Origin of the sequence: Neorhizobium sp. BT27B (assembly GCF_050455485.1) — a bacterium.
Taxonomy (GTDB): domain Bacteria; phylum Pseudomonadota; class Alphaproteobacteria; order Rhizobiales; family Rhizobiaceae; genus Neorhizobium.
This window is the reverse complement of the sequence record NZ_JBCIYT010000003.1, coordinates 173,476-196,768: the sequence shown is the minus strand read 5'-3', so window position 1 is coordinate 196,768 and position 23,293 is coordinate 173,476. Positions and strand designations below refer to the sequence as shown.

21 protein-coding genes are annotated in these 23,293 nt (G+C 59.7%); 9 read left to right on the top strand and 12 right to left on the bottom strand.

Features of this window, described 5'->3' with window-relative positions:
* The first annotated feature begins 161 nt into the window (after positions 1-161).
* From AAIH70_RS09665 to AAIH70_RS09645, 5 genes are all read left to right on the top strand, one after another.
* Complete coding sequence (locus AAIH70_RS09665; protein ID WP_132272560.1) at positions 162-2,537, top strand: putative bifunctional diguanylate cyclase/phosphodiesterase; 2,376 nt, start codon at positions 162-164, stop codon at positions 2,535-2,537.
* Positions 2,538-2,574: 37 nt separating this feature from the next.
* A complete protein-coding gene (locus AAIH70_RS09660) occupies positions 2,575-3,303 on the top strand; it encodes a substrate-binding periplasmic protein (RefSeq protein WP_132272036.1) in 729 nt (242 codons plus the stop codon).
* Positions 3,304-3,397: 94 nt separating this feature from the next.
* Positions 3,398-4,135: an aminoacyl-tRNA hydrolase gene (gene pth, locus AAIH70_RS09655; RefSeq protein WP_132272035.1), complete on the top strand. Its 738-nt coding sequence runs from the start codon at positions 3,398-3,400 to the stop codon at positions 4,133-4,135.
* A gap of 5 nt (positions 4,136-4,140) precedes the next feature.
* Positions 4,141-4,590: a GNAT family N-acetyltransferase gene (locus AAIH70_RS09650; RefSeq protein WP_132272034.1), complete on the top strand. Its 450-nt coding sequence runs from the start codon at positions 4,141-4,143 to the stop codon at positions 4,588-4,590.
* A 75-nt stretch (positions 4,591-4,665) separates the two neighbouring features.
* Positions 4,666-5,595, top strand: coding sequence for an oxygenase MpaB family protein (locus tag AAIH70_RS09645; RefSeq protein WP_132272033.1), 930 nt, complete (start codon positions 4,666-4,668; stop codon positions 5,593-5,595).
* Positions 5,596-5,604: 9 nt separating this feature from the next.
* Here the strand turns inward: AAIH70_RS09645 and clpS are convergent, their stop codons facing one another.
* The 3 genes from clpS to AAIH70_RS09630 all read right to left on the bottom strand — a co-directional run bounded on the left by clpS (position 5,605) and on the right by AAIH70_RS09630 (position 6,682).
* On the bottom strand, positions 5,605-5,913 hold the full coding sequence (gene clpS, locus AAIH70_RS09640; RefSeq protein ID WP_132272032.1) for an ATP-dependent Clp protease adapter ClpS: 309 nt from the start codon (positions 5,911-5,913) through the stop codon (positions 5,605-5,607).
* Positions 5,914-5,997: 84 nt separating this feature from the next.
* Positions 5,998-6,396 (bottom strand): PIN domain-containing protein, encoded by a 399-nt coding sequence (locus tag AAIH70_RS09635; RefSeq protein ID WP_132272031.1) that lies wholly within the window; start codon positions 6,394-6,396, stop codon positions 5,998-6,000.
* A complete protein-coding gene (locus AAIH70_RS09630) occupies positions 6,386-6,682 on the bottom strand; it encodes an AbrB/MazE/SpoVT family DNA-binding domain-containing protein (RefSeq protein ID WP_132272030.1) in 297 nt (98 codons plus the stop codon). Before AAIH70_RS09630 ends, AAIH70_RS09635 begins: the two co-directional genes overlap by 11 nt.
* A gap of 139 nt (positions 6,683-6,821) precedes the next feature.
* Between AAIH70_RS09630 and ychF the strand changes: the two genes are divergently transcribed.
* From ychF to AAIH70_RS09615, 3 genes are read left to right on the top strand one after another with little or no spacing between them, the layout of a single operon-like run.
* Positions 6,822-7,925: a redox-regulated ATPase YchF gene (gene ychF, locus AAIH70_RS09625; RefSeq protein ID WP_132272029.1), complete on the top strand. Its 1,104-nt coding sequence runs from the start codon at positions 6,822-6,824 to the stop codon at positions 7,923-7,925.
* Between the two features lie 16 nt (positions 7,926-7,941).
* The gene (locus tag AAIH70_RS09620) at positions 7,942-8,424 is read left to right on the top strand and encodes a MaoC family dehydratase (protein WP_132272028.1); all 483 of its coding nucleotides are present in this window, start codon (positions 7,942-7,944) and stop codon (positions 8,422-8,424) included.
* Entirely contained in the window at positions 8,421-8,888 is a 468-nt protein-coding gene (locus AAIH70_RS09615; protein ID WP_430033911.1) for a MaoC/PaaZ C-terminal domain-containing protein, read from the top strand. Before AAIH70_RS09620 ends, AAIH70_RS09615 begins: the two co-directional genes overlap by 4 nt.
* 11 nt (positions 8,889-8,899) lie before the next feature.
* Here the strand turns inward: AAIH70_RS09615 and AAIH70_RS09610 are convergent, their stop codons facing one another.
* From AAIH70_RS09610 to petA, 5 genes are all read right to left on the bottom strand, one after another.
* Positions 8,900-9,514, bottom strand: a complete 615-nt coding sequence (locus AAIH70_RS09610) for a LysE family translocator (RefSeq protein WP_132272026.1) — start codon at positions 9,512-9,514, stop codon at positions 8,900-8,902.
* 92 nt (positions 9,515-9,606) lie between these two features.
* Positions 9,607-10,152: an adenine phosphoribosyltransferase gene (locus AAIH70_RS09605; RefSeq protein WP_132272025.1), complete on the bottom strand. Its 546-nt coding sequence runs from the start codon at positions 10,150-10,152 to the stop codon at positions 9,607-9,609.
* A gap of 169 nt (positions 10,153-10,321) precedes the next feature.
* Entirely contained in the window at positions 10,322-11,212 is an 891-nt protein-coding gene (locus AAIH70_RS09600) for a cytochrome c1 (protein ID WP_132272024.1), read from the bottom strand.
* Positions 11,213-11,232: 20 nt separating this feature from the next.
* The gene (locus AAIH70_RS09595; RefSeq protein ID WP_132272023.1) at positions 11,233-12,549 is read right to left on the bottom strand and encodes a cytochrome b; all 1,317 of its coding nucleotides are present in this window, start codon (positions 12,547-12,549) and stop codon (positions 11,233-11,235) included.
* 15 nt (positions 12,550-12,564) lie between these two features.
* Complete coding sequence (gene petA / locus AAIH70_RS09590; RefSeq protein ID WP_132272022.1) at positions 12,565-13,143, bottom strand: ubiquinol-cytochrome c reductase iron-sulfur subunit; 579 nt, start codon at positions 13,141-13,143, stop codon at positions 12,565-12,567.
* Positions 13,144-13,521: 378 nt separating this feature from the next.
* Between petA and AAIH70_RS09585 the strand changes: the two genes are divergently transcribed.
* Positions 13,522-14,451 carry an endonuclease/exonuclease/phosphatase family protein gene (locus AAIH70_RS09585; protein ID WP_132272021.1) on the top strand — a complete coding sequence of 310 codons (930 nt, stop codon included), beginning with the start codon at positions 13,522-13,524 and terminating at the stop codon, positions 14,449-14,451.
* 4 nt (positions 14,452-14,455) lie between these two features.
* Here the strand turns inward: AAIH70_RS09585 and AAIH70_RS09580 are convergent, their stop codons facing one another.
* The 4 genes from AAIH70_RS09580 to AAIH70_RS09565 all read right to left on the bottom strand — a co-directional run bounded on the left by AAIH70_RS09580 (position 14,456) and on the right by AAIH70_RS09565 (position 23,099).
* Positions 14,456-16,342, bottom strand: a complete 1,887-nt coding sequence (locus tag AAIH70_RS09580; RefSeq protein WP_132272020.1) for an ABC transporter ATP-binding protein — start codon at positions 16,340-16,342, stop codon at positions 14,456-14,458.
* Between the two features lie 383 nt (positions 16,343-16,725).
* Positions 16,726-18,636, bottom strand: a complete 1,911-nt coding sequence (locus tag AAIH70_RS09575; RefSeq protein WP_132272019.1) for a HAMP domain-containing methyl-accepting chemotaxis protein — start codon at positions 18,634-18,636, stop codon at positions 16,726-16,728.
* A 313-nt stretch (positions 18,637-18,949) separates the two neighbouring features.
* Entirely contained in the window at positions 18,950-20,887 is a 1,938-nt protein-coding gene (locus AAIH70_RS09570) for a HAMP domain-containing methyl-accepting chemotaxis protein (RefSeq protein ID WP_132272018.1), read from the bottom strand.
* Between the two features lie 298 nt (positions 20,888-21,185).
* Positions 21,186-23,099 carry a HAMP domain-containing methyl-accepting chemotaxis protein gene (locus tag AAIH70_RS09565; protein WP_132272017.1) on the bottom strand — a complete coding sequence of 638 codons (1,914 nt, stop codon included), beginning with the start codon at positions 23,097-23,099 and terminating at the stop codon, positions 21,186-21,188.
* Positions 23,100-23,293 lie beyond the last annotated feature (194 nt).

The following is a 23,293-nucleotide window of genomic DNA, read 5'->3' as shown; positions in this document are numbered from 1 at the left end:
GAACTCTACTCTTCCTAACAACGGCAAAAAAACGATCAAAGGGAAAGAAGAGGCCAAAAATAACTTCAGCAAAGCTTAATCTGTCCGTGACAAAAATTCGGATTAACAAGGCGTCCAAAACGCCACCATAAGAGAACGCTGCGACCCTGAAAGTACGAATGATGACTCATTCTGTAGAAAGCCGTTTTGTCGCCATCATATCAGGCGCGCTGCTTGCTGTCGTCGCACCGTTGTTCACGCTCTTTCTCGCCCTGTCTTCGCAGCAGGCCGCCAAAAGCCTCAACGAACAGATTGAAATCCTTGTTGCCGCCAATGCTCAGGCGCTCAGCAAGCCGCTGTGGGAACTGGACATCGAAAGCGTCCGCCGTATCTCGGGCATGCTCGTGGCCGAACGCGGCGTACGTGTCGTGCGCATCACCGATACGCTCGGCAAGCTCGACGTCACCGATAGCAACCCGCAAAGCGATGGCGATGATGTGGAGCAGCTTTCCAGGCAGATCTTCTTCCAGTCGGCGGACGGGCCGCGCAACGTCGGCAGGCTGACGCTTCAATATGTCAGGATCGGCTGGTTCGCGGCGCTGAACCAGATGGAAATGGCGTTCATCTCGATTTTCGTCATCGCCATCCTCACCGTGTTCGGCGCCGCCATCATCGGCAATCGCATCATGATCATCAAGCCGCTGATGCGGCTGACCGCTGCGATCGAAGCCACGCGTCGGCTAGGCTCCCGCCACCATGTCGACTGGCGCTCCGGCGACGAGATGGGCCGGCTTGCCAAAAGCTTCAACGAAATGCAGATCCAGCTGGACAGGGAGGAGCGCGAACTGAAGCGCGCCCACCAGTTGATGAAGGAGACCTACAACCTCACGCCCGCCATGCTGTTTTCTCTCAATGCCGACGACATGATCTCGGCGGTGAGCGATTACTGGCTGCTGGCAACGGGCTACCGGCGCGAAGACATCCTGGGCCATCCGTTCAGGGACCTCGTCGCCCCCGCAGACCGTGACCGTTATGCTCGGCGCAAAGGCGGCGGCGTCGCCGCCGGCTCGGCGAGCGATGTGACGATCGGATTTGTCTGTGCCGACGGACGCATCATGGACGCCCTGATCGCCGAAACACAGCTGGTATCCTCGGCTGCCGACCTGCCGGCCTCGCTGAGCGTCATGACCGACGTCACAGAACTGAAGCAGTCCGAGTTGCGCAATCACCACCAGGCGATTTCCGACTACCTGACGGGCCTCCTCAACAGGCAGGGTTTCGAGGCCGCTCTCGATGGCCGGATTGCCGAGGCGGACGCGACCGGCAGTGAGGTGGCGTGCCTGTTCATCGACCTCGACCGCTTCAAGGCGATCAACGACAATCTTGGCCATGCCGCAGGCGATTCTGTACTGCGGCAGTTCACCCAGCGTCTGCAGCCGCTGATCGGCAAGGGCGATTCCGTCTCCCGTCTCGGCGGCGATGAATTTGCTATTCTGGTTACGGGTGGTGCAGTACAGGAACGCGCCGCAGCGCTGTGTGACAAGGTTGTCGACATATTCGACCTGCCCTTTCAGGCAGAAGGCCAGCATGTGCGCCTCAGCGCCAGCATGGGCCTCGCCTTCTACCCCCTGCATGCCAACAGCGCCGCCGAGCTTTTGCAAAAATCCGACATAGCGATGTACGAGCGCAAGCGCGAGGGCAAGAACGGCGCCCAGGTCTTCGATCCAAGCATTCTCGACCGCACCCGAGAACGCGCCGAGATCGAAAGCGACATCGAGGCAGCATTGGCGGCCCACTGGTTCGAGGCGCATTTCCAGCAGATCGTCGAGATCGAGAGCGGAAAGATCATCGGCTTCGAAGCGCTTATGCGCATGCGCCATCCGCGCAAGGGACTTCTGCCACCTGCAGCCGTCATCGGCGTTGCCGAAGAAACCGGCTCGATCGGCCGCATCGGCGAGCAGATTTTCGAGGACGCGATCGCCAACCTCGCGCGCGTCTCGCGTCTGCCGGGTCTGGCGGACACCTATGTTGCCGTCAATTTTTCGCCGCTGCAGTTCGACCGGCACCTCGCCCCATATCTTGCCGGCACATTGAACCGCTACGACATCCGCCCATCCCGTCTTGTCGTCGAGATTACCGAAGCTGTGCTGATGCACGACAACCCGGAAATCCGCCAGATCCTTGACGGTATTCACCAATTGGGCTGCCGCATCGCCATCGACGATTTCGGAACCGGTTATTCGTCGCTCAGCTACATGAGCCGTTTCCCGGTAGATATCGTCAAGATCGACCAGTCCTTCATCCGTTCGCTTGGCGGCAATCGCAAGGAAGTCGCCGAAAAGAGCCGGATGCTGGTGGAAGGCATCAGCGCGATCTCGCACAAGATGAAATGCACCGTGATCGCCGAAGGCGTCGAGACGGAGGAACAGCGTACCTTCCTCAGGGAAATTGGTGTAGACTGCGCCCAAGGCTATCTCTACGCCAAGCCGCTTGGCATTGCCGACCTGATGACGGCGCTTTCGCAAAGCGACGACGAACTTGAAACGATGGCGGGTTGATGAAGACACTCCACAGTCGCACCGACAGGGAGAATAAATGAAGGCTCCGGCGCTGACACTCAGCCTGATCTTCGCTGCCGGACACGCTGCGGCAGACGAAACTCTGCTTTTCACCACGGAATCCTATCCGCCTTTCGTCATTGAGGACGCAGCAAGCCCTCCCAGAGGTATCTCGGTCGATCAGATCAGAGGCATCATGGCGGGCAGTGACCTCGATTACCGGATAGAGGTCATGCCGTGGGCGCGCGCCATAGCGCTGGCAGAAACCCAGCCCGCGACCTGCGTTTTTTCAGCGGCACAGACCCCCGAAAGAAAACCGCGCTTCAAATGGGTGATGCCGCTTGCCAAAAGCCGGAGCATTCTCGTCAAGCATCGCAACGCCGGCGTTGCTGCCCAGACGATCGATGAAGCCAAGGCCTTTACCGTGGGCACACACAGGTCCGATTACACGGAAACGGTGCTGCAAAAACTGAAATTTCCGAAAATCGACATCAGTTCGACATTCGACGTGACGCTTGCCAAGCTGCTGCGTGACCGCATCGATCTCATGCCGATGTCGCAGGACGTCTATGAACAACTGCACAAGCGCGGCGTCGAAATCGAAAAGGTCGCGCAACTGACCGAACAGAGCCTGGGCATCGCCTGCAATCGCAACGTCCCGTGGCAGACCATAAAGACATTGCAGACCAAACTCGACCGCATGATTGCCGACGGCACACAAGCCAGAATATATCGCGCCCACGGTCTTGAACCACCGCTACCCTGAAGTGATGAAAACACTCCAGCGAACGCAAGGCGGTTGACATCCGTGCCGTTTCGCGGTGGTGAAGGCCGGACAGATCACCACGAACGGTGCAGACATGCAGATCATCGCAGGGCTGGGCAATCCCGGCACGCAATATGCGGGTAACCGCCACAATATCGGTTTCATGGCGCTGGACGCCATTCAGCGACTGCCCGGCTTTGCGCCGTGGTCGAAAAAGTTCAAGGCGCTGATTTCCGAAGGCGAACTTGGCGGCGAAAAGGTGCTGCTGATGAAACCGCAGACCTTCATGAACCTGTCGGGTGAAGCCGTCGGCGAGGCCATGCGGTTCTACAAGCTCGGCCCCGGTGACATCGTCGCCATCTACGATGAACTCGACCTCGCGCCCGGCCGCGCCCGCATCAAGACCGGCGGCGGCCATGGTGGTCATAACGGGGTCAAGTCACTCGACGCCCATTGCGGCAACGAATATCGCCGCCTGCGGCTCGGCATCGGCCATCCCGGCAACAAGGAACAGGTGCACAACCACGTGCTCGGCGATTTCGCCAAGTCCGACAAGGTCTGGCTGGAACCGCTGCTCGACACACTGGCCGACGATGCCGGCATGCTGGTGAAGCGCGAGGATTCGCAACTGATGAACAAGCTGGCGCTGGCCGTCGGCGCCAAGCCCGAGGCGGAAAAGGCCGAAAAGCCCAAGTCGGAAAAGCTGGCCTCCCCAAAACCGGCCGGCAAATCCCACATTCATCAGGCACGCGGCGGCGGAAAACCCAACCTGCCGACATCAGGACCGATGGCAGAGATGTTGAAAAAGATGTTCGGCAGCAAGGGCGAGTGACATCGATGGCGGAGGAGCTGGTAATCCGCGCTGCTGGCAGCGATGATTTGACCGCCTTGCTCGCTCTCTATCGGCATCTTGGTCACGATGATCCGGTCGTCAGTTCTAAAATTGCTGAGGAGCGATTTTCAACGATCCTTGCTCAACCGGGCATGACTGTGCTTATCGGATTTCAAGGCGACAAGGCCGTGGCAACCATCACGCTTGTCGTTGTGCCAAACCTGACCCGCAACGCCTGCCCATATGCCCTTATCGAAAACGTTGTCACCCATGCCGCGCACCGTCAGCAAGGGCATGGATCGCAGCTGATCCGACACGCGATCGAGATGGCATGGCAGGCCGATTGCTACAAGGTCATGTTATTAACGGGTTCAACAAATCCATCGACGCTGCGCTTCTATGAGGATTGCGGTTTTGAACGTAGCAAGACGGGCTTTCAGATCCGCCGCAGTTGAACAAAAACAGATGATCAATCACAATTCTGGAACAAACGCCCTCTTGAGTGACTTCTGGTCACGAAGGAGTTTGCGATGTTTCATCATTCCACAGCCCTGCCACTGCCCGGTATGCTGCATGACAGGCTGGATCGCGCCGCCACCGACCTGATCGGCAATAGCGGCCTGAAAATCGATTTTTCCGCACCCAGGGGCGAGCCGGCACTGGTACCGGCCGATTCCGTTTCGTGGATCGTCTTCAAGAACCAGATCTCGATGTTCATCGGTGGCATCGCCGCCGTTCTTCTGGAATTCGCCGAACCGAAAGTGCGGGACGGCGTCTGGCAACATAGCAGCTTTCGCGACGACGCATTGACGCGCCTGCAACGCACCGGCCTTGCCGCCATGGTGACGGTCTATGGCGCCCGCAGCCAGGCCGAGGCCATGATCTCCGGTGTCGTGCGCCGCCACGGTCGGGTCGAGGGCCATACAAGCAGTGGTGAATCTTACAACGCCAATGATCAGGACCTGCTCGACTGGGTGCAGGCCACGGCCGGTTTCGGCTTCATGGAAGCCTATCATCACTTCGTGCGGCCGTTGTCCGACGAGGAACGCGACGCCCTTTTTCGCGAAGCAGGGCTTGCCGCCCGGCTTTATGGCGCCTTGGGCGCGCCCAAATCACAGACCGAACTGAACGCTCTTTTCGCCGCCAAACGCGACCGGTTGGAGCCGTCACCGATCGTTGGAGAATTTCTCGCGATCATGCGTGATGTTCCGGCACTCCCGGCCCCGACGCGGCCACTGCAGGGCATGCTGCTCAAGGCTGCGGTCGAAACCCTGCCCCACTGGATAAGACACCGGCTGGAGCTTGGTCCGGAATGGTCGCTCAACCGACTGGAACGCGCGACCGTGCGACTGGCGGCCCGCAGCGCAGACCGCTTGCTGCTGCGCTCCTCGCCACCCGTCCAGGCCTGCCGCCGCCTCGACCTGCCGGACGATTATCTCTACCGGCCGATGAAACGCTGAGGCTGCGTATCATTCCTCGGGTTCGGTGGTGAACATCAACGGAAAACCCGCTTCCTTGGCGAGATCGACGGCTTCGGTCGCCTTCGTCTCGGCAATATCCTTCGCCGCCACCATGACGACGCAACTGCCCATCTTGTGCGCAGTCATCATCACCCGATATCCCGCCTCCTCGCTCATCCGGAAAACCGCCTTGAGCACGAGGGTGACGAAATCGCGTGGCGTATAATCGTCGTTTAGCAACAGCACCTTGTGGAGCTTCGGGCGCTCCGTCTTGGGTTTGGTTTTCGATGTCGGCTTGAGCGTGGTGTCGTCGGCCATCGGCATCTCCTGATGATGACGTTGCCTGATAGGCATGAATTCCAGCGCATAAGCGCGGTTCAATATTTCAGCAATATGACGTTGTTATTTGCTACCCAGCAGCAGGCATTCCCGCCCCTGCCCGCGAATGATCATTGCGGCCCGGCGATCGAAAGTCGCGAAAACCCTGCCACCAAGCCGTCGTCCTTCAAATTCGACAATGCCATCGGCAAAATCGCCGCCCGCATCGAGAAATGACAAACCTGCCGTCACGGCATCCAGCTGCACAATAACACGATCATTGGAAATCAGCGTCCTTATTGCACCGGCAATCTCAACACCTGAAAGGCGATAGATCTGCCGGAGTACCCAGACAAACTCGCAGAAAGCTGGGACGGGCACGTAAATGTGCTGCGCTTTCGCCATGGCATCCTGTGCTTGCGCGGCCTGGATCGCGTCGTCTCCGGCCCAAACACGGACCAGCACATTGGTATCAGCGATCATCGTCGAACCGTACTTTACCGGCCCAACCGCTCTCAATTGCTTCATTGATTTCATCAAGCGAAGGAGCCGGCTGCCGTCTGTTTTTCAGGCCTCCGAAAAACGCCTCCAGTCCACCTTCGGCCTTTTCTCCGGTCGGCGCGGCCTTATCTCGCATGCGTGAAAGAGACAGTCCGCCATCGGCCTGCGGAAGAGCAACCAGCCGGTCGCCCGGCGCAATGTCCAGCGTCTCCAGAAGCTTTCTGTCGAGGATCACTTCGCCCTCGCTGGTGACAGTCAATATGGTCATGACCAACACTCCGTGAGCATTAAAAGTAAGTGATATCGGGCCGGCCCGCAAGGGACGAGGTCCGCCCGCCCCCTTGACCCTCACGGCGCTTTCCCCCATAGCCTGCCCCACGTTTGTTCAAAGATACGGGTTCCCGACCATGGGCTTTAAATGCGGTATCGTGGGCCTGCCGAATGTCGGCAAGTCCACCCTCTTCAACGCACTCACCAAGACGGCTGCCGCGCAGGCCGCCAACTATCCCTTCTGCACGATCGAGCCTAACACCGGCGAAGTCGCCGTGCCCGATGCACGCATGCAGCAGTTGGCAGCGATTGCCGGCTCCAAGGAAATCATCCCGACGCGCATCTCCTTCGTCGATATCGCCGGCCTCGTGCGCGGCGCATCCAAGGGTGAAGGCCTCGGCAACAAGTTTCTGGCCAACATCCGCGAAGTCGATGCTGTCGTGCATGTTCTGCGCTGTTTCGAAGACGACGACATCACCCATGTCGAAGGCAAGATCAATCCGGTCGGCGATGCCGACACGATCGAGACCGAGCTGATGCTCGCCGACCTCGAAAGCCTGGAGCGCCGCGTCGAACAGACCCGCAAGCGCGCCAAGACCAATGACAAGGAATCGGTCGCCCAGCTGCCGGTTATGGAAGCGGTCATCAAGCTTCTCAACGAAGGCAAACCGGCCCGCATCCTCCTGAAGACGCTGGCGGCTGATGATATCGAGATCCTCAAGGGCCTCAACCTCTTGACCTCGCATCCGGTTCTCTACGTCTGCAACGTCGCCGAAGGCGATGCGGTCGACGGCAACGAGCACACCAAGGCCGTGGCCGAAATGGCCAAGGCACAGGGTGCGGAATGCGTCATCATCTCGGCGGCGATCGAATCCGAAGTGGCGCAGCTGCCGGAAGAAGAAGCCAAGGAATTCCTCTCGGCGCTTGGCCTTGAAGAAGCTGGCCTCGACCGCCTGATCCGCGCTGGTTACAACCTGCTCCACCTGATCACCTATTTCACGGTCGGCCCCAAGGAAACCCGCGCCTGGACGATCGTCCGTGGCACCAAGGCACCGGCTGCCGCCGGCGTCATCCACACCGATTTCGAACGCGGCTTCATCCGCGCCTTCACCATCGGTTTTGACGATTACATCGCCTACAAGGGCGAAGTTGGCGCCAAGGAAGCCGGCAAGGGCCGCGACGAAGGCAAGGAATATGTCGTCAACGACGGCGACGTGATCCACTTCCGCTTCAACACGTAAGATAGAAGCACCGGCCATGGGCGTGATCGAGTTCCATTTCGAGGATTTTGAACCGGGACGCATTTTTGCCCTGGCCCATGCCGAAATCACCGCGGAGGCGATCATCGCCTTCGCGTCCGAATTTGATCCGCAGCCCATGCACCTCAGCGAAGAGGCCGGCCGTGCCAGCATTCTGGGCGGCCTTTCGGCCTCAGGCTGGCACACGGCAAGCCTGTTCATGCGCATGATGTATGACGGCTGGTTGTCGCGCTCTTCCTCGCAAGGCTCTCCCGGCATAGATTTCATGGAATGGCGCAAACCGGTCTTGGCCGGTGATACCCTGTCCGGCCGCTCCACCGTCATCGAAGCACGCCCGCTGCGCTCCAAGCCCGGCATCGGCCTTGTCAAATTCCTGCACGAGGTGGAAAACCAGCGCGGCGAAACCGTCATGCGTGGCGAAAACCCGATCATGATGCGCCTGCGCGCCCATACCGAAATCTCGCCCGAGGTTTCCGAATGAGGCTGATAGAGCTTTCTCCACCGGGCGAAAAGGTCGTGACCGGCACGATGCTGTTCACGACGGACGACATCATCCGCTTCGCAAAACAGTTCGATCCGCAGCCCTTCCATGTCGATGTGGAAGTTGCCAGGCACTACGTCTCCGGCGCGCTTTGCGCCTCCGGCTGGCACACCTGCGCCGGCTGGATGAAGACATTTCTGGCCTATTGGGCGCAGGAAAGCGGGCGCCTGATCGCCGAGGGCCAGCAGCCGCCAAAACTCGGACCCTCACCCGGTTTCCAGAAGCTGCAATGGCTGCGCCCGGTCTATGCCGGCGACAGCATCACCTATTCGGTGACGATGGTGGACAGCCGCCCGCTCGCCACCCGTCCGGGCACCTTCATCAACCGCACGCTCAATGAGGGCGTCAATCAGGACGGTCAGCTGGTGATGCGTTACGAAGGCAGCGTGCTGGAATTCGAATAGGCAAAAGCGTTTCAGCGCGACGCTGCCACGGCAACACCCGCCCCGATCATCATTGTGCCCGACGCCCGGTTGACCCGTCGCATCACCACCGGACTGCGCAGCATTTTTCGCGCGCGGCTGGCAGCCAGCACATGGGCACCGATGACGACCACTTCCACAAGCAGGATGGTCAACGCCAGCATGCCGCCCTGCTCAAACGTCAATTGCGGCCCGACCACATGCGGCAGCAGCGCCACGTAGAACAGTGGCATCTTGGGATTTCCGAAATTGAGCGCGATGCCGGTGACGAAGGTTTTCATCAGGTCGCGCCGGTCGGCAGCCGGCAACACGTCCGGCAGAACCGGATCGGCGCTCCACATGCGAAACCCCATCCAGATCAGGTACACCGCGCCGGCATAACGCAGCACCGTCATCACGCCACCCATTTCGGCAGCAAGCACGGAGAGGCCGAGAACGGCCAGAGAAAGACAGACAAGAATGCCCGCCACCATGCCGCTCGCATAAGCGATGCCGAATGCTGCGCCATGCGACAGCGTCCGCGCGATGATGGTCATGTTATCCGGGCCGGGACTTGCGGCGAATACGAAAAAAGCAACGGCAAAAGCCAGAAGCGTCGCCACGTCCATGCAAAATCCCCCATGATGGTGTCCCGGCCCCGTCGGCTCAGGCATGGAGGATAACGCGGGCAAAAACCCGCGCAATCATGGAAAACGAGGGGTCAATGCCCGGAAAATTCCGCCAGTACTCGCACTTCGACGCCCAGCGCCTCGAGCTTCTTGCGGCCTCCGAGCTCCGGCAGATCGATGACGAAACAGGCGGAGACGACTTCCGCGCCGATCTGGCGCAGCAACTGCACTGCACCCACGGCCGTACCGCCTGTCGCAATGAGGTCGTCACAGAGGATCACCTTTTCGCCGGGCTTCACCGCATCGACGTGGATTTCCATTTCGTCGGTGCCGTATTCCAGCGCATAGGCCATGCTCACCGTTCGGTAAGGCAGCTTGCCCTTCTTGCGGATCGGCACGAAGCCGGCGGACAGTTGGTGGGCCATGGCGCCGCCCAGAATGAAACCACGCGCTTCCATGCCGGCGATCTTGTCGACGCCAAGCCCTTCATAGGGTTTCACCAGTTCATCGACCGCCAACCGGAAAGCTGTCGCATCACCGAGCAGCGTGGTGATATCGCGAAAGATGATGCCCGGCTTCGGATAATCCGGGATCGAGCGGATGGCGGCGGAAAGGATGTCTTTGGTGGAGGCAGTCATGGGACCCTAGTCTCTTGTTCTTGAGGCGGCACCTTGGCCCGCAATGACCGCCCTGTAAAGTTCCGCGTTGCCGCGCATACCGCGTTCAAACCACCGTCCCCAGAACAACAGGACGGCGCACATGAAAAAGGCGGCCGCAGCCGCCTTTCACAAACACTCGGAGCTCGTGTCAGTGCTCCTTGCTGGCATAGACCGACTTTTTGGTCAGGTAGATCAGGATCGTGAAGATCGCCAGGAACACCATGACCATGAAGCCGGTGCGCTTGCGTTCTTCCAGATGCGGTTCTGCTGCCCACATCAGGAATGCGGAGACGTCCTGCGAATACTGATCGAGCGTCTGCGGCGTACCGTCCTCATAGGTGACCTGATCGGCCGAGAGCGGCGGCGCCATGGCAAGGGCTGCGGCATTGGCGAAATACGGGTTGTAATGCGTGCCCTCGGCGATCTCGGTGCCTTCCGGCGGCTCCTGATATCCGGTCAGCAGCGCATGGATATAATCCGGGCCACCCTCCTGATACTGGGTGAACATGTCGATGATGAACTGCGGGAAACCGCGGGTGATGCCGCGGGCCTTGGCGATCAGCGAAAAGTCCGGCGGTGCCGCGCCATTGTTGGCGGCAGCGGCCGCCTGTTCGTTCGGGAACGGCGACGGAAAGTAGTCCGAAGGCACGGCCTTGCGGGTAAACATCTCGCCATCTTCGTTCGGGCCGTCCTGCACTTCGTGCGTGGCCGCAAAAGCCTTCACCTGGGCTTCCGAATAACCGAGTTCTTCCAGCGTGCGGAAGGACACGAGCTTCATTGAATGGCAGGCGGAACAGACTTCGTTGTAGATCTTAAGGCCGCGCTGCAACTGCCCCTTGTCGTAATGACCGAACGGGCCGGCAAAACTCCAGTCGACCGCATGTGGATGTTTGATCGGATAATGCGGCGTGGCGCCGGCATGCTCCTCGGCGGCAGCGCCGCCAGCAGCTTTCTCGTGGTTTTCCTGTGCCGAGGCCGGGAGGATGGAGATCCCCACCAGAAGACCGAGCGACAGGAAGCTTATACCAAGCTTTTTCATGATGTTTTCCTCTCGCTGGCTCAGGCGACCGTTCCGGTCTTGGACGCACCGTTCTTCTTTTCCAGAACGGCTTCGGTGATCGAGTTCGGAATGCGCCGCGGCGTCTCGACCAGACCGAGAACCGGCATGATGACGAGGAAGAAGCCGAAGTAATAAAGCGTTCCGAATTGCGAATAACCGACATAGTTTCCGGACAGGTCACCCCTGAACAGCAGGCCCCAGAGGCCGCTGCCTTCCGCCGGCATGGCGCCGAGCCAGCCGAGAATGATGGCGTTGACGACGAACAGCCAGAAGAACAGTTTGTACCAGGGGCGGTAGACCGCCGAGCGAACTTTCGACGTATCGAGCCAGGGCAGGAAAAACAGGATGATTATCGAACCGAACATCACCAGAACGCCGCCGAGCTTGGAATCGATCGGGCCGACATTGAAGGTGATGGCACGCAGCATCGCGTAGAACGGCAGGTAATACCATTCGGGCACGATATGGGCCGGTGTCTTCAGCGCGTTGGCCGGAATGTAGTTGTCCGGGTGGCCGAGATAGTTCGGCATGTAGAACACGAACCAGGCATACACGATCAGGAATACTGACACGCCGAACGCATCCTTGAGCGTCGCGTAAGGCGTGAACGGCACCGTATCGGTCTTGGTTTTCACCTCGACACCGGTCGGGTTGGTCTGGCCGGTCACATGCAGCGCCCAGACGTGCAGCACGACGACGCCGGCAATCATGAACGGTAAGAGGTAATGCAGCGAGAAGAAGCGGTTCAGCGTCGGCTGGTCGACGGCAAAGCCACCGAGCAGAAACTGCTGGATCCACTCACCCACCAGAGGGAAGGCGGTGAAGAAGCCGGTGATGACGGTCGCGCCCCAGAAGGACATCTGGCCCCAGGGCAGAACATAGCCCATGAAACCGGTCGCCATCATCAGCAGGTAGATGACCACACCGAGGATCCAGAGGATTTCGCGCGGCGCCTTGTAGGAACCGTAATAGAGACCGCGGGCGATGTGCAGATAAACGGCGATGAAGAAGAAGGATGCGCCGTTGGCATGCATGTAGCGCAAGAGCCAGCCGTGGTTGACGTCGCGCATGATCTTTTCGACGCTATCGAAGGCGCCGATCGTCGAGGCCGTGTAATGCATGGCCAGCACGACGCCGGTCAGGATCTGCACGATCAGCATGACCGAAAGCATGGCCCCGAACGTGTAGGCATAGTTGAGGTTGCGCGGAACCGGATAGGCAACAAAACTATCATAGACCAGACGCGGCAAGGGAAGCCGCGAGTCGATCCATTTTTCGATGCCGGTGGATGGCTGGTATGACGAATGACCGCTCATTTTGAAAATCCCCCCTTATCCGATCGTGATGACGGTATCGCTGGTGAAAGCGAAGGTCGGAATCGCGAGGTTTTGCGGTGCCGGGCCTTTTCGGATACGGCCCGCCGTATCGTAGTGCGAGCCATGGCAGGGACAGAACCATCCGCCGAATTCGCCGGCCTGGCCGAGCGGAACACAACCAAGGTGGGTGCAGGAGCCGATCATGACGATCCAGTTCTCCTTGCCAGCACCTGCAGAGCGATCGATGCTGCTGGCTGCAGCATCCGCGCCCAGATTGGCGTTGCGGGCAATCGGGTCCTTCAGGTCGGACAGTGCGACGGCATTGGCTTCTTCCACTTCCTTGGGCGTACGGTTGCGAATGAACACGGGCTTGCCGCGCCATTTCACCGTCAGCGACATGCCCGGCTGCAAGGCCGCGACATTGACCTCGATCGAGGCCAGTGCCAGCGTCGATGCATCCGGCCGCATCTGGTCGATGAATGGCCACGCGACAGCAACGGCGCCGACAGCGCCCGCCATGCCGGTGGTCAGATATAAAAAGTCACGGCGAGTCGGCTCGCCGGACGCCTGTCCGTTCGATGTGTTTTCACTCACGGTTTTACCATCCTCTCACGCATCCCGATCAACCGCATAAGCCTCCTCCAGGCTGGGCCGAAACCGCGTCCACCATAGTGCGAACAACGAGTCCCCAGCAAGTCGGCGCAATACTACCTTTGATCGCAGATAAACTCCTGTTTTGGCAAGGGCTGCGACCAGTCAACCGCATGAATTCCGGCTGCTTCGCCCCGCTACACTTCGTGCACGCCATGACAAACCGGTCATGGCGCCGCTCAAGGCGATTTACGCAAAGGAATCAGCTGTTAAATTGATTTGAATCAAGCCCCTGCCCATGCGGGCGGTTGCGCGTGTTGCAACGCACACATGCTTTGTGCTACCCCGTCCGCAGACGTGGCGACTTCCGGGCGGTAGGACATGAAATACACGATCTCCGTCGCCCTCTGCGTCATTGTGTCGCTTGTACTGGGCGCGATTGCCACACGGTATGTGCATCCGCACTGGATGCTGGCCACCCTTCACAGCCTGCAACTTCATGCGGCGATCGCCTGCGCGCTGGTAATGATTGTCGCGTTGCTGCTCAGCCGAAATGCATTTCCGGTCATCTTGCTGCTCGCGTCCATCGGCATTGCCGCGCATGCCGGGTTGATGCCTTACGAATTCGACGCCGATCGGGCGCCGCAATCGGGCAAGACCATCAGGTTGATGCATTTCAATATTCTCGGTGGCAATTACCGCAACGGTGAACGCATCTACCAGACGATCGTCAATTCCGGCGCCGACATCGTCAACATCATGGAAATGCCGCCGCTTGCGCCATATCTGGCGGAACTGGACAAGGTCTATCCCTACCGCATCGGCTGCGGCAAGGAGACGGATATCTGCGACATGATGATGCTGTCGAAACTGCCGCTCACGAACCTCAGCGTCGGGGGCCTCAGCGAACTGCGCAAGGATCGTTTCATGCTGGCGGATGTCGATGTCGGCGGCACCACGGTCCACGTCGTCGCCATGCACCTCAGCAAGCCCTATTTCGACGATTACCACGAGATGGAACTGGCGAACGCCGCCCGCATCATCAACAATCGCAAGGGACCGCTGCTTCTGTCCGGCGATTTCAACTCATCCAGCACGGCACCGGATGTGCAGGATTTCATGCGCTGGACGGGCCTGCGGACGATTGCCCCGGAAATCCCCACCTGGCCGGTGCGCCTCGGCCGCTTCGGCATCGCCATCGATCATGTGATGGTGCGCGCGCCGCTCGGCATGAAATCGGTGGCCCGCATACCCGACGCGATGGGCTCCAACCATTTTGGCCTGACCGCGGAATTCGTGCTGCCCGAATAGAGGCTCAGTCCTCGGCGCCGAGAAAACCGCCGGACTGCCGTTCCCAGAAGGACGCATAAAGCCCGCCGCGGGCGATCAGCTCCGCATGCGTGCCCTGTTCGACGATCCGCCCGCCATCCATGACGATCAATCTGTCGAGTGCCGCAATGGTCGAAAGCCGGTGGGCGATGGCCAGCACCGTCTTGCCCTCCATCAACCGGTCGAGATTGGCCTGGATCGCCGCCTCCACTTCAGAATCGAGCGCCGACGTCGCTTCATCCAGCACGAGGATCGGCGCGTTCTTCAGCATGACGCGGGCAATGGCGATCCGCTGGCGCTGGCCGCCCGACAGCTTGACGCCGCGTTCGCCGACATGGGCATCGAACCCCGTGCGGCCGCGCTGGTCCTCCAGGCGCTCGATAAATCCATCCGCCTCGGCCCGCTCGGTGGCTGCGCGCAAATCCGCGTCACTTGCGGTCTGCCGGCCGAACAGGATGTTGTCGCGGATCGAGCGATGCAAAAGCGCCGTATCCTGCGTCACCATGCCGATCTGTCGGCGCAAGCTGTCCTGCGTCACCTTTGAGATATCTTGCCCGTCGATCAGGATACGGCCGCTCTCGACATCGTAGAAACGCAGCAGCAGATTGACCAGCGTCGACTTGCCGGCGCCGGAGCGTCCGACGACGCCCACCTTCTCGCCCGGCCGGATTTCCAGCGACAGGTTGTCGATGACACCCTTGCTGCGCCCGTAATGAAAACTGACATTGTCGAACACGATGCCCGGCTGCTTCACCGACAGCGTGCCGGCGTTCGGCGCATCGACAAGGCCGATCGGCTGCGAAATCAGCTCGGCGGCATTCTGCACGACACCAAAATTGCGCATGATGCCGTTGAACTGCGTCATCAGCCGTCCGAGCAGAAAATTCAGCCGCAGTACCAGCGCCAGCGTGAAGGCGACGGCACCCGAGGTGATCTTGCCCGACAGCCACAGATCGATGCAGAGCGCCGCCATGCTGGTGATCATGATGCCGGACAGAAGCGCCATCGATGCCCGCACCCCGGTGATGAAACGGGTGAACAGGATGGTGGTTTTCTGGAAGGTCTCGAAACCCTGCAGCATGTAGCGGTCGTTGGCATCGTCATGGCCGAACAGGCGCAGCGTCTGGATATTGCTATAGGCATCGACCATACGGCCGTTCAGCATTGACGAGGCTTCCGCCGTCTCGCGCGAATGGTAGCGGATGCGCGGCACGAAATAACGCGCCAGCAGCCCGAAAATGAACACCCAGACGCAGACGACCACCGCCAGCCGCCAATCGAGGCTACCGACGAGAAACAGCATCGAGACAGAATAGATGCCGACGAACCACACGCTTTCCATCAGCGAGGTGACAAGGTCGCCCGCCGACTGTCCACCCGACCAAACCTTGTTGACGATGCGGCCGGAAAAATCGTTCTGGAAGAAGGACAGCGATTGCCGCGCCACATGCATGTAGGACTGCCAGCGCACCATGTTGTAGAAACCGGGCGTGATGATCTGCTGGTCGGTGAGCGCGGTCAGCAAAGTCACCACGAAGCGCACGACGCCGATCAGCACCAACATGCCGGCAAGCTCCCAGCCATGCGTGGCCAGAAGCCCCGCCCAGCCATCCTCAGGCTTGATGGTGGCAAGAAGGTCGATCAGTCGCCCCACGAACCAGAACAGCGCCGCCTCGATTGCCGCCGTCAGTCCGCCCAGCACCAGCATGGCGATGAACGGCGCCTTGGCCTGATTGAGATAAAACCAGATGAAACCGAGCGTCGTTGCCGGCGGACGAAGATCGTCTTTCCGGGCAAAAGGTGAAATCCAGTTTTCGAAGAAACGGAAGAGACGGGTAATAATGGCCATGAAGCCGATATAGCGGCTGCGCATGAACTGGCAAAGGCCAGTGCGGCTTACATTTCGGTAAGGTGCGAAGATAGAGTCTGTCTGGGCTAGATTGCAGCATTCTGCCGGAGCAGGTTTTCGTCGGGGCAGTGGCGATTGGCGAAGTGCATACCACCGGGTACGTGCGAGCCGATCGCCGCTGATCCCGGCGGAAAGATGCCCGGCCCTTCGGGTTGGCTGAAACGGGCCGGCTGATCGCATGGCCGGCTTGGCCGTATGCTTTGGCTACGACACGCGCCAGCCATGCGACCATCCAGCTCCGTTTGAGCCAACAGAATGCTGCAATCTAGCCCGGACAGACTCTAGCACGGGCCAGACACGAAAACGCCGGCGCGAGGCCGGCGTTTTCTCATTCTCGTGGGACGTTCTCAGAAGTCCGACCATTCCTGCTTGACGGCGGCATTGCCGTTGAAAGCCGAGGCGATGCGGGCGCCGATGGCGCGGGCCGGCGATGCCACCGGGCGTGATGCCGGGTTGGCACTGCGGACATCTGCGCGTCCATCTTCCAGCTTGAACTGCGAGAGCAGCTGCGTCAGTTCGGCGGCCTGCTTGGCGAGGCCGTGGCTGGCGGCCGTGGTCTGCTCCACCATGGCCGCGTTCTTCTGCGTGCCCTGATCCATCTGGTTGACGGCCGTGTTGATCTCGGTGAGGCCAGTCGACTGCTCGCGGGCCGACATGACGATCGTGCCGACATTCTGGTTGATCTTCTGCACGTCGGAAACGATGGCTTCCAGCGCGCTGCCGGTCTGGCCGACCAGATCCACACCGTCTCGCACCTTGTCACCGGATGCACCGATCAACGTCTTGATTTCGCGGGCAGCCGTGGCCGAACGCTGGGCCAGCTCACGCACTTCCTGTGCAACCACGGCAAACCCCTTGCCGGCTTCACCGGCACGCGCCGCTTCGACGCCTGCATTGAGCGCCAGAAGGTTGGTCTGGAAGGCGATGTCGTCGATCACACCGATAATGTTGCCGATCTCGCTGGACGACTGTTCGATCGCCTCCATCGCGGCAACCGCCTGACGGACAACCTCGCCCGAACGCTCGGCACCGACGCGGGTATGTTCGACCAGCTTGCCGGCCTCACCAGCGCGGACAGCGGAATCCTTTACGGCGGTGGTCACCTGTTCCAGCGCTGCGGCGGTTTCCTCGACGGACGACGCCTGCTGTTCGGTGCGCTTCGACAGATCGTCGGCAGCGGCGCGGATTTCGTTGGCGCCGGCATCGATCATACGGGCATTTTCACCGACAGCGCGCAGCGCACCCTGAAGCTTGGAGACGGATTCGTTGAAGTTGACACGCAGCTGATCGAGCTGACCGGTAAACGGCTGCGCCAGACGGAACGTCATGTCGCCATCGGAAAGGCTCTTCAGACCCGACGCCAGACCATCGACCGCGAAGGCGACATCGGCAGCTTCACGCGCCTTCTGCTCTTCACGGGCAATACGCTCGCTTTCGCTCATCGAACGGTTGGCTTCGGTTTCGCGCTCAAGACGCTCGCGCTCCAGTGCATTGTCACGGAACACGGCCACGGCAGCAGCCATTTCGCCGATTTCATCGCTGTTGCCTGCATAGGGAATCTCGGCCTTGTTATTGCCCGAAGCCAAGGTTTTCATCGACGCGGTAATCGCCGAAATCGGGCGGGTGACACGCATCACGCTGAGGATGGCCGCACCGGCCGCAACCAGCACCGACAGAACGATACCGAAGATGGTGGACTTCAACGCGAACTGGCCAGCATCCGCCGCCGCCTGGCGGTCTAAGACGCCGCGCGCCTTGTTGTCATCGATCAATTGCTGAAGCGCCGTACCGGCGATCGTGCCCTTCTGCGCCATTTCCAGAATGAGTGCGCGCGCTTCCGCGGTCCTGCCGGCATCGAGCTGATCGACGAGATTGCCGCCCAGCCGATCGAATTCGGCAACGACACTCATAAGCTCGGCGAACTTTGCCTTGGCGGCAGGGATCGTCATCGACTGGCTGTAGGAATTGAATTCGGTGGTCCGCTGCTGAACCTTTTTCTGAATCTGCGCCAGCATCTCCTGCCTAGAGGCAGCAGAGTCGGTCGTCAACATCGTCAGGTAGAGACGACGGATATCCGACATCAGGCCGTCCATGCCGGCCACCATCAGCGAACGCTCCATGCGCCGGCTGATATTGTCGGCCTGCGTTTCCAGTTCGGAGACGGAACGCGCGCCGAGCACACCTTGCAGCACGATGAGCAGGACGGTCAGGGCAAAAAGAGACGGAAGAAGAATTTTGATTTTGATGGAATTGAACATTTGAGAACCCGCGAGAAAAACCGTCCGACACCTGGACGTCGCATCTGTCTCAACAGGCTCTAAACAAAAAATTACCACAAAAACCAACGAACTAGCTGGTTAACGCGTTATTTCTTTTGTTTTCTTGTTGAAATTCATCAAGTTGAACAAACAAAACCAAGAAATTCATCATCCGAAAAACAATATTAAATAAATATTTAATGCGACAAAGCGCCGCCATTTGAGAATGACGGCGCTCTACTATCGATTAGATATTCATCAAGACGACTTCGAGCAAGTAAAGCGAATCTGTACTTGCATCAAATTTTCCGGATCAAAACTCTGACCAGTCCTCACCACGAGGCGCCGCCCCACCAAAGCTGGCGGCAACCTTCTGGCCAAGTGCACGCGCCGGTGAATGTGTCGGACGCGACGCTGGTGAGGCAGGAACCGGCGCGCGCACCGGCGCATGGTGTGCCGCATCACCCAGACGGAATTGGCCCAGAAGCTCGATCAGGCCGGACGCTTCCCGCGCAAGGCTGTGCGTGGCCGCCGTCGTTTCCTCAACCATGGCCGCATTCTTCTGCGTGCCCTGGTCCATCTGGTTGACGGCGGTGTTGATCTCCTTGAGGCCCGTTGCCTGCTCCTGCGCCGTGGTGACGATCTCCGCCACCAACCGGTTGATGTGCTGGACCTCGGTAACGATTTCCTTCAACGCCGTACCGGTCTCTCCAACCAGCGCGACACCATTGCGTACCTGTTCGCCGGAACGGTTGATCAGCGACTTGATCTCCTTGGCGGCATTGGCGGAGCGCTGTGCCAGTTCGCGGACTTCCTGGGCAACGACGGCAAAACCCTTGCCGGCTTCCCCTGCCCGCGCCGCTTCGACACCGGCATTGAGCGCGAGAAGATTGGTCTGGAAGGCGATATCGTCGATGACGCCGATAATGTTGCCGATTTCGGTCGAGGACTGCTCGATCTGCTCCATTGCGGCGACGGCATCGCGAACGATGGCGCCGGAATGTTCGGCTCCCGTCTTGGTCTTTTCGACCAACTGGCCGGCCTCACGGGCACGTCGGCTGCTGTCGCTGACCGCGGTCGTGACTTCTTCAAGCGCCGCTGCCGTCTGCTCAACCGAGGCAGCCTGCTGTTCGGTGCGGCGCGACAGATCATCGGCGGCACTGCGGATCTCGTTGGTGCCGGCACTGATGGCATGGGCGTTTTCACCCACCGAAACCATTGTCGTCTGTAGTTTGCCCATGGAAGCGTTGAAGTTGGTGCGCAACGTTTCGAGGTCGCCATGGAACGGTGTGGCAATGCGGAAGCCGAGATTGCCGTCGGCAAGGTTCGAAAGCCCGGCAGCCAGACCATCGACGGCGACCTTCACATGGCCGGCCTCGATCATCTTCTGCTGTTCGCGCACGCCGCGTTCATGTTCCATCAGTTCGCGGTTGTCATCGGCCTCATGTTCCAGACGAATACGCTCGAGCGCATTGGCGCGGAAGATTTCGACAGCCGCCGCCATCGAACCGATTTCGTCACGGCGCTCGATAAACGGGATCGGACGTTCATTGTCGCCACTGGCCAAAAGACCCATGGCGCGGGTGATCGCATCGATCGGCCGGGCCACGCGGAAGAAGGAAATGCAGGCGGCACCGATTGCGATGAAGGCTGCGAATGCGAGTGCCGCATACGTGCTGGTCAGCGCCTGGTCGTAAGCTGTATCGGCTGCGACAAGTGCTGCCTCGCTGATCGCCTGGTTGTTGGCGGCGGTCGTGTCGAGCGCTTCGGTCATCGATTTTGCGGCATCGCGCATTGCGCCGCGATAAACGGACTGCGCCTCCTCGTGGCGACCGGCTTCGACCAGTCCGACAAGCGTCTTTGCCGCAGCGTCATAAGCGATCACACCGTTCTGCAACGTCGAAAACAGTTCGCGCGTTTTCGGCAGCGTGATCATGTCTGAATATTGCTTGATGAGCGCATCACGCTCGTTCATGCGCGTCGCGATCGTCTGCTCGTTGGTTCTGATCTCTTCGGCATCATTGGCCAGAAGAAGATCAGCATAGGAGCGACGGATGACGTTGATGGAGTGATCCATCTTGGCGATCAGCGTGTTGCGCGGCAAGCGCTCGCGGCCGATCTCGTGCACCTGCTGCTTCAGCGTCGCAAGTGAAAAAAGCGCCATGCCGCCCTGGGCAAAAGCGATAACGATAACCAGCCCGAACAGAGCCGGAAGAAGAACCCGAATGCGCATCTGAGACAGGTATCGCATGATCATCCCCTGGAAACGCCAAGGGCGCCGATACGTTGGGGGGAAACGTCTCGACGCCCTCTGGCATGCGATTGCAAAAATCAACGAAACAGAACCATGCGTTGATATGAGGATGTTCGAATATAAGGCTTAATGAATGGATAATACTGCACACGAGAAATTGCAGGCAATTTCAATAAAATCCAAGGTAGTAAAATATTGACAATCGATCACATGTATAAAACCAGCGATTTTCCAGGTCCGACAACGAAAAACGGCGACCGAAGCCGCCGTTCCATTCTCACATTTGAGCAGGTGTTCAGAATTCCGACCATTCCTGTTTGACGGCCGCCGATCCTCCACCAAAAGCAGCCGCGATGCGGTTACCGATTGCGCGCGCCGGAGAATTGACCGGACGTGCATCCGCGGGCGCCATGCGCACATCCGCCCTGCCCTCATCCAGCCTGAACTGCGCCAACAACGCGTTGAGTGCCGCAGCCTGCGAAGCGAGACGATGACTTGCCGCTGTCGTCTGCTCCACCATGGCAGCATTCTGCTGCGTGCCCTGATCCATGTGGTTCACCGAGCTATTGATCTCCGTGAGGCCGGTCGACTGTTCTCGGGTCGACACCACGATCGAGGCGACATTGCCGTTGATCCGCTGAACATTGGCAACAATCGTTTCCAGCGCCTCACCGGTCTGATCGACCAGCTTCACACCGTCACGAACCTTCGCGCTGGAAGCGGAGATCAGCGCCTTGATTTCGCGCGCCGCCGTGGCGGAACGCTGTGCCAGTTCACGGACTTCCTGTGCCACGACAGCAAAACCCTTGCCGGCATCACCGGCGCGCGCGGCTTCAACGCCGGCATTGAGGGCCAGAAGATTGGTCTGGAACGCGATCTCGTCGATCACGCCGATGATATTGCCGATCTCGTTGGACGACTTTTCGATCGCCTCCATGGCCGTGACCGCCTGCTTGACGATCTCACCGGAACGTTCCGCATCGGTGCGGGTATGATCGACAAGGCTTCCCGCCTCACCGGCACGCACAGCCGAATCCTTGACAGCGGTCGTCACCTGTTCCAGCGCGGCGGCCGTTTCCTCGACGGAAGAAGCCTGCTGTTCGGTGCGCTTGGAAAGATTGTCGGCCGCAGCACGGATCTCGTTGGCGCCGGCATCGATCATGCGGGCATTTTCGCCGACCGCCTGCAGGGCATCCTGCAGCCTTGAAACGGACTCGTTGAAGTTGAGGCGCAACTGATCGAGCTGACCGGCAAACGGCTGGGCCAAGCGATAGGTCATGTCGCCATCGGAAAGGCTCTTCAAACCATGCGCCAGACCATCGACGGCGAAAGCGACATCGGCCGCTTCGCGTGCCTTCTGTTCCTCGCGCGCAATCCGCTCATTCTCGCTCATCGAGCGATTGGCTTCCGCCTGTCGCTCAAGCTGCTCGCGTTCGAGGGCGTTGTCACGGAACACGGCAACGGCCGCCGCCATTTCGCCGACCTCGTCATGACGGCCTGCATGCGGGATCTGTGCTTCGGTATTGCCGGCGGCCAGCACCTTCATCGCCCTGGTAATGTTGTCGATCGGACGGGCAATCCGGAAAACGCTCAGCGCGGCAGCCACGACGGCCACCACGACCGCGAACACGATACCGATCATGGTCGACATCGAGGCGAATTGCGCGGCAGCATTTGCCGCCTGCCGATCGGTAAGACCGAGAGCATTGTTCTCATCGATCATCTGCGACAGGATCGCGCCCGCCTCGCCACCCTTGGGCACCATCTGCGCGATCAGGGTCTTGGCCTCATAGACGCGGGAGGTGCTGATCAGCTCGATGAACTTCGCGCTCATCACATCGTATTCGCCGACCACCTTCTGCAGGTCGTCAAATTTCGTCTTGGCCGCCGGGTCGGTGATCTTCTCGCCGAATGCGGCAAAGGCTGCGCCCCGCTCCTTGGTCTTTTCCTGAAGCTGGCCCAGCCACTTTTTCTGCTCGCCGGCATTGCTGCCCGAAAGCGCCATCAGCACGAGGCGGCGAACCTCGCCCAGTAACCGGTCCATGTTGGCCATGGCCACGGATTGCTCCATGCGGTGGCCGAGATTGTCCGCCTGCGTGTCCATCTGATTGACCGAACGCATGGCAAGACCGCCCTGAAGAATGGCGACAAGGACGACCGTGCCGAAGAGGATAGGCAAGAGAAGTTTGATCTTTATGGATCTGAACATGTGAAAACCGCAGCGTGAGACACAAATGGAATACACGCTCGTTTTTTCACCATTCCATAAAGAAAGACTTACTTTTTCACATAGCTTTTTGCCGGCAAAACACATTTCGCAAATGCGCCGTAACCATCCTCGGCAGAAGCCCGTCATCCCGACTGAGACCAGCAAAAAGCCCGCGACACCAAGGCGTCACGGGC